Here is a 6,102-nt window from a genome sequence, read left to right on the forward strand (position 1 = left end):
AGAAGGCGTCATTCAGCACTCGGTTACCGGACCCCGGAGCAGGCCGAGAAGGACTGGTACGAGACGCATTCCGCCGCATAGAAATACTGGATATCAACTGTCCGAATTTTGGCGGGCGGCTCAGATGAAGGCGCCCACCGGTCGCATGACCAGGGTCATCGTGGTGATGAACGCCATCCGCTCCAGCGAGACGCCGAAGTCCTTGGCGATATCGGCGTAGATCAGCACGACCAGGAAGTAGTCGAACGCATCCATGGCCCAGCCGAGGTATGCCGCGGCGAACGAGTTGCGTTGGTCGGATGTCAGCTTCTCGCGGGGTGCAGCGACCGCCTCCGGCATGCGGGACTCCTAGATCACATAGACGGACTATGCGGTTACCCTAGACCGCTCGCCGCCCGAATAGTGCGCCACGGGACGCCGACTTCGGCGAGCATCTCGCGCAGCACGGGCAGGCTCAGGCCGACCACATTGTGGTAGTCGCCCTGGATGCCGGTGATGTAGGGCCCGCCGAGACCATCGACGGTGAAAGCACCTGCGACATAGAGGGGTTCACCAGTTGAGACATAGTCGCGGATCTCGTCGTCGTCGATGTCCGCGAACTGCACGAGAGTCGAGCCGACCACGCCGAAGGTGGCACCCGTGCCATCGGCCCGAGCATCGATTAGCCAGTGGCCGGTATGCAGGGTGCCCGAGCGGCCTCGCATCCGGGCCCACCGTTCAATCGCGTCCTGCGGATCCGTCGGCTTGCCGTGCACGGCGCCGTCGATCTCCAGGACCGAGTCGCAGCCGAGCACCAGCGCATCTGCGTCACCAATCTGCGCCGCGACCGCCTCGCACTTGGCTCGCGCCAGCAGCAGCGGCACGTCCACCGGCTCCAGCCGTCCGAACTGCTGCTGGGCCTCCGCGGTGACCGCGGGCTCGTCGACGTGGGAGACGACCACCCGTGGCTCGATGCCGGCGGAGCGCAGGGTTTTCAGGCGGGCGGGGGAGGCGGAGGCGAGGATCAGCTGCACGGGCGCGAGCCTACTCGCGAGGCGCACCGCTCAGCCCCGCCCGTCTGTGCACTTTCGCCCGAAAGGCGCACCCGTGGCTGCGCCTTTGGAGCGAAAGTGCACAACCCGAGAGCGGGTTGGCATGGGGGTCAGCCGAGGAGCTGGTGCTTGAAGCACCAGCGCCACACCTCACCCGGTTCGAAGGACTGCATGACCGGGTGCCCCGTCTCCTGGTGGTGGCGGGTGGCGTGCCGCCCGACGGACGAGTCGCAGCAGCCCACCTGGCCGCAGGTCAGGCAGATGCGCAGATGCACAGGGTCGGTGCCGTCCACCCGACACTGCTCGCAGGTATTGGCGTTCGGCTGCGGACGAGCGCGTTGGGTGGCCTCGATCAGGTCGTCACACTCACCGGCCACCGCTGCGGGGGTGCGCAGCTCCGCGCCGCGCAACGTCTCCACCCGAGCCTCCGCACGATCCAGCATCGACTCCTCGATGTCCAGCACACTCATCACGTGCTGCAGGATCTCGTGGTCGACCCGGCCCTCGTCACGGATGCGCAGCACCTCTTCACGTTCGGCCTGCAGCATCCGCAGCCGGGCGGCGGCATACACCTCGCTCGGTGTCGGCGAGGAGTCCTCGCCTGCATTGCCCAGCTGCTCCCAGACACCGTCGACGCGGCGTTCGGAGCGCCGACGCAGCTCGTTCGCGACCGCGTCGTTGACAGGGTGCTCCTCGTCACGGCGGGCGGCCTCCAGGAAGCGCAGTCCGGCCATCGAGGCGGCCCGCATCACCTGAGCCTCCTGCAGTGCGTCCTCCAGCAGGTCCGGCCCCCGCACCCCCAGACGGCGGGCGAGCGTCGGGAGGGTCGAACCTTGCAGCAGCAGGGTTCCCGCCGTGACGATCATCGCGGCAAACACCAGCACGTTGCGGTGTGGGGTCTGCATCGGGAGCGCGAACGCCGCCGCGAGCGTGACCACGCCGCGCATCCCGGCATACGACAGCACCACGGCGTCGCGGAACGGCAGTCCGCTGGGGTCGCCGCTGAGTCGAAGCACGACGCGGTAGAGGAAGATCCACAGCGGTCGCAGCAGCACCACTGCCAGGAACGTCACGAGGCAGACGAGCACGATCGTGCTCCAGGAGACCGACGAGTGCACGACGTTGCGCACGATCGAGCGCACCTGCAGACCGATCAGCAAGAAGACCACGTTCTCCAGCAGAAACTGGATCGTGGCCCAGTTGGTGCGCTGCCCGATGCGGGCCGTCGCGCTCTGCTGCACCGGCGCACGGTGGGCGAGCAACAGGCCGGCCACGACGACCGACAGCACCCCGGAAGCGTGGATCTCCTCGGCCGGCAGGTAGGCCAGGTAGGGGATCAGCAGGCTGAGCGCGGTCGTCGCCACGACCTCGGTGACCTGCTTCTGCACGAAGCCGACGACATAGGCCACCACAGCACCGACGACCACACCGCCGATCGCCGAGAGAGCGAACCCGCCGACCACATCCCCGAAGGTGACGGCTCCGACGATGGCCGCCGCCGACGTGCGCAACAGCACGATCGCCGTCGCATCGTTGATCAGCGACTCGCCCTCGAGCAGAGTCACCACGTGACGGGGTAGGCCGATGCGGCGGCCGATCGCCGTCGCTGCCACCGCATCCGGCGGCCCGACGACCGCCCCGAGTGCCAGGGCGGCCGCGAACGGGACGCCGAGCACCCACCATACGGCCAGCCCGACACCCACCGCGGTGAAGGCGACCAGCCCCACGGACAGCATGAGAATGGGCACCTTGAACGTGCGAAAGTCCACCAGCGAGGACTGGATCGCGGCGGCATACAGCAGCGGCGGCAGCAGCCCGATCAGCACCAAGTCGGGCGACAGCTCAACCTGCGGGACCCCGGGGATGAACGACGCGAGCACCCCGACGACGACCAGCGACAGCGGCGGAGTGACGCCGACGCGCTTGCTTGCGACCGCCACGACCAGCACGGTCGCGCTCATCACGACGAGCCATCCGGCGATCTCCATTCGGTGATCCTGTCAGACCCGCCCGGCGCGCCGGTCCACATCTTGCGTCGAGAGGTATAGCAAACCGCCGAGAGGCCCACCAATGAGGTGAGCCTCTCGGCGGGAGGTATGCCTCTCGGTGTCGGGTCAGAGGGTGCCGAGCACCGCGCCGCGCAGCGTGTCCAGACCGACCCCGCCGATGTCCAGCGCGCGACGGTGGAACGCCTTCAGATCGAAGTCGTCGCCTGCGGCGGCCTTGGCCTCCTCACGCAACTGCATCCAGATGCGTTCGCCCACCTTGTACGCCGGGGCCTGGCCCGGCCAGCCCAGGTAGCGGTCCAGCTCGAACCGCAGGAACCCCTCGGCCATGTCGGCGTGCGCGTTCAGGAAGGCCCACGCCTTGTCGTAGGTCCACTCGCCACCACCGACCGCAGCCGGCGCCGCGAACCCGCAGTGCACCCCGATGTCGAGGACGACGCGGGCGGCTCGCAGAGACTGCCCGTCCAGCATCCCGAGCCGGTTGGCCGGATCCGACTGGTAGCCCAGCTCGTCCATCAGCCGCTCCGCATACAGTGCCCAGCCCTCGCCATGACCGGAGGTCCACGCGTCCATCCGCCGCCAGGAGTTCAGCAGCCCGGAACGGAACATCGTCTGACCGATCTGGAGGTGGTGGCCGGGTACGCCTTCGTGGTAGACGGTCGTCAGCTCGCGCCAGGTGCCGAAGTGTTCGACCCCCTTCGGAACGGACCACCACATGCGCCCCGGACGGGTGAAGTCCTCGCTGGGTCCGGTGTAGTAGATGCCACCGGAATGGGTCGGCGCGATCATGCACTCGATCGTGCGCACCGGGTCCGGGATGTCGAAGTGCGTGCCGTCCAGCGCGTCGATCGCCTCGTCGGCCTTCTCCTGCATCCATTCCTGGAGCGCGACGGTGCCGTGCAGCTGGTAGGCCGGGTTCTTGTCGAGGTGGTCCATCGTCTCCTTGATGCCGGCTCCCGGCAGGATCTGTTCGACCACCTTCTGCTGCTCGGCGGTGATGCGCGCGAGCTCCTCCTGACCCCAGGCATACGTCTCCTCGAGATTAACTGCGGCACCGAGGAACTCGCGGGAGTAGAGGGGATAGATCTCATGGCCACAGGCGTCTTGCGCCGGCGCCTTCGGCAGCAGGTGCTCGCGAAGCCATCGGCCGGTCTCTGCGTAGGCCGTCGCCGCCTCTCCCGCGGCATCCGCCAGAGCCGGGTGGGCGTGTGCCAGGGCTCGGAAGTAACCGTCGTCGGCGGTGTGGTCCTGGGTCTGCCTTATGCATGCCTGCACCTGCCGCTGCGCACTGACCCGGCCCTGGTCTGCGGCCTGGGTGAGGGACTCCTGCCACTGCGCGAGCGCCTTCGGCATGGCGCGCAGCCGCCCGCCGATGGCGGCGACGTGCTCGTCGGAGCCACTCGGCATCAGGTCGAGGATGTCGCGTATCGCCTGCAACGGGGAGGCGATGACGTTCAGCGACATGGCGTCCAGGCCTGCCTCGTGCATCTCGACCTCCAGGCCGAGCCGCTCGTTCATCGCTGCGATCGTCACCCTGTCGACGTCGTCGGCCGGAGTCGCATGCTCCAGTGCGTGCAGCGTCTGCCCGGCCAGGTCGGCGCGAGCCTGCAGGCCGTCGGGGGAGAAGTCGTCGAGCTCGCCATCGTGCCCGGGAATGCCCATGTAGGTGGCCATGATCGGGCTCAGCCGCACCGAGGTGGCGTGGTGCTGCTCGGCGATCGCGTCGACGGGAGTGGGTGTTCTCTTGGTGTCTTCAGTCACACCGTCGAACGTACCCGAGGTGCCGACGCGTGTGCGCCCGATACCTGTACCTTGGTGACCCTTCGAGTGTTGTTACTGACCTCTCGGCGGGATCTGGTCAGTGAGGGAGGCCGGATCCTCGCCAGCTGGCCCGGTTGCGTCCGCTCCAGGTCGACCGGGGCGGGGCGGACGAGTCCGGGCCACCGGCCGCAGCGGACAGCACCGCCACGAGGACGGCGATCTCCTCGGGGGTTGCATCACCGCGCACCACCCGTAGCACCGGCGGTGGCGACTGGTCACTCATTGTGATGCCTCGTTCCTACATTCCGGGGTCCCCGCAAAGTACTGAGCGACGCAGGAGCGAAGACTTTGTGGGGTTGGTTCATAGTGGGATGTTGCCGTGTTTCTTGGGTGGTAGCTTCTCGCGTTTGGTGCGTAGCGCGCGTAGGGCCCGGATGACTTGTACGCGGGTCTCGGCGGGCTCGATGACGGCGTCGACGTAGCCGCGTTCGGCGGCGATGTAGGGGTTGGCGAAGGTGTCTTCGTACTCGGCGATGAGCTGTTGGCGCTTGGTGTCGATCGCGGCCGGGTCGCCGCCGGTGGCCTGCTCGACCTGCGCGAGCTGTTTGCGGTAGAGGATGTTCGCGGCGCCCTGGGCGCCCATGACGGCGATCTGCGCGGTCGGCCAGGCCAGGTTGATGTCGGCGCCCAGGTGCTTGGAGCCCATCACGTCGTAGGCGCCGCCGTAGGCCTTGCGGGTGATGACGGTGATCAGGGGGACGGTTGCCTCGGCATACGCGAAGAGGAGTTTGGCGCCGCGGCGGATGATGCCGCCCCATTCCTGGTCGGTGCCGGGCAGGAAGCCGGGCACGTCCACGAAGGTCAGGACCGGGAGGTTGAAGGCGTCGCAGGTGCGCACGAACCGGGCGGCCTTCTCGGAGGCGTTGATGTCCAGGGTGCCGGCCAGTTGCATGGGCTGGTTGGCCACGACGCCGACGGGTTGCCCGTCGACGCGGGCGAAGCCGACGACGATGTTGGTCGCGAAGAGTTCTTGGACCTGTAGGAACTCGCCATCGTCACAGACGTGGCTGATGACGTGGGTGATGTCGTAGGGCATGTTGGGGGAGTCGGGCACGAAGGTGTCCAGCTGCCGGTCGGTGTCGGTGACCTGCAGGTCACCCTCGCCGACCGGCGCGAACGCTTCGGGCTCGTCGAGGTTGTTCGGCGGCAGGTAGCTCAGCAGTTCCTTGACGTAGGCGATCGCGTCGTCCTCGTCGGCGCCCAGGTAGTGGGCGACGCCGGATCGGGCGTTGTGGGTGCGCGCG

6 protein-coding genes are annotated in these 6,102 nt (G+C 67.9%); all 6 read right to left on the reverse strand.

The genetic code is table 11. The features are described 5' to 3' along the window. Nucleotides 1-120: 120 nt before the first annotated feature. Nucleotides 121-339 (reverse strand): hypothetical protein, encoded by a 219-nt coding sequence (locus FGL98_RS24345; RefSeq protein ID WP_222432400.1) that lies wholly within the window; start codon nt 337-339, stop codon nt 121-123. A gap of 35 nt (nt 340-374) precedes the next feature. Further along, on the reverse strand, nt 375-1,013 hold the full coding sequence (locus FGL98_RS24350; RefSeq protein ID WP_246136735.1) for a Maf family protein: 639 nt from the start codon (nt 1,011-1,013) through the stop codon (nt 375-377). A gap of 128 nt (nt 1,014-1,141) precedes the next feature. Continuing rightward, a complete protein-coding gene (locus tag FGL98_RS24355; RefSeq protein WP_146321385.1) occupies nt 1,142-3,019 on the reverse strand; it encodes a Na+/H+ antiporter in 1,878 nt (625 codons plus the stop codon). A 126-nt stretch (nt 3,020-3,145) separates the two neighbouring features. After that, nucleotides 3,146-4,798, reverse strand: coding sequence for a DUF885 domain-containing protein (locus tag FGL98_RS24360; RefSeq protein ID WP_246136736.1), 1,653 nt, complete (start codon nt 4,796-4,798; stop codon nt 3,146-3,148). A 97-nt stretch (nt 4,799-4,895) separates the two neighbouring features. Continuing rightward, nucleotides 4,896-5,081, reverse strand: a complete 186-nt coding sequence (locus FGL98_RS24365) for an acyl-CoA carboxylase subunit epsilon (RefSeq protein WP_146321387.1) — start codon at nt 5,079-5,081, stop codon at nt 4,896-4,898. A 78-nt stretch (nt 5,082-5,159) separates the two neighbouring features. Next, on the reverse strand, nt 5,160-6,102 hold a 943-nt coding region (locus FGL98_RS24370), incomplete at its 5' end, for an acyl-CoA carboxylase subunit beta (RefSeq protein ID WP_281289214.1).

Source organism: Leekyejoonella antrihumi, assembly GCF_007845645.1.
GTDB lineage: Bacteria > Actinomycetota > Actinomycetes > Actinomycetales > Dermatophilaceae > Leekyejoonella > Leekyejoonella antrihumi.

Bases quoted from the DNA above. Each gene is read 5' to 3' on its own strand.
- FGL98_RS24355 (WP_146321385.1), bottom strand. From the start codon at position 3,019: ATGGAGATCGCCGGATGGCTCGTCGTGATGAGCGCGACCGTGCTGGTC.
- FGL98_RS24345 (WP_222432400.1), bottom strand. From the start codon at position 339: ATGCCGGAGGCGGTCGCTGCACCCCGCGAGAAGCTGACATCCGACCAA.
- FGL98_RS24365 (WP_146321387.1), bottom strand. From the start codon at position 5,081: ATGAGTGACCAGTCGCCACCGCCGGTGCTACGGGTGGTGCGCGGTGAT.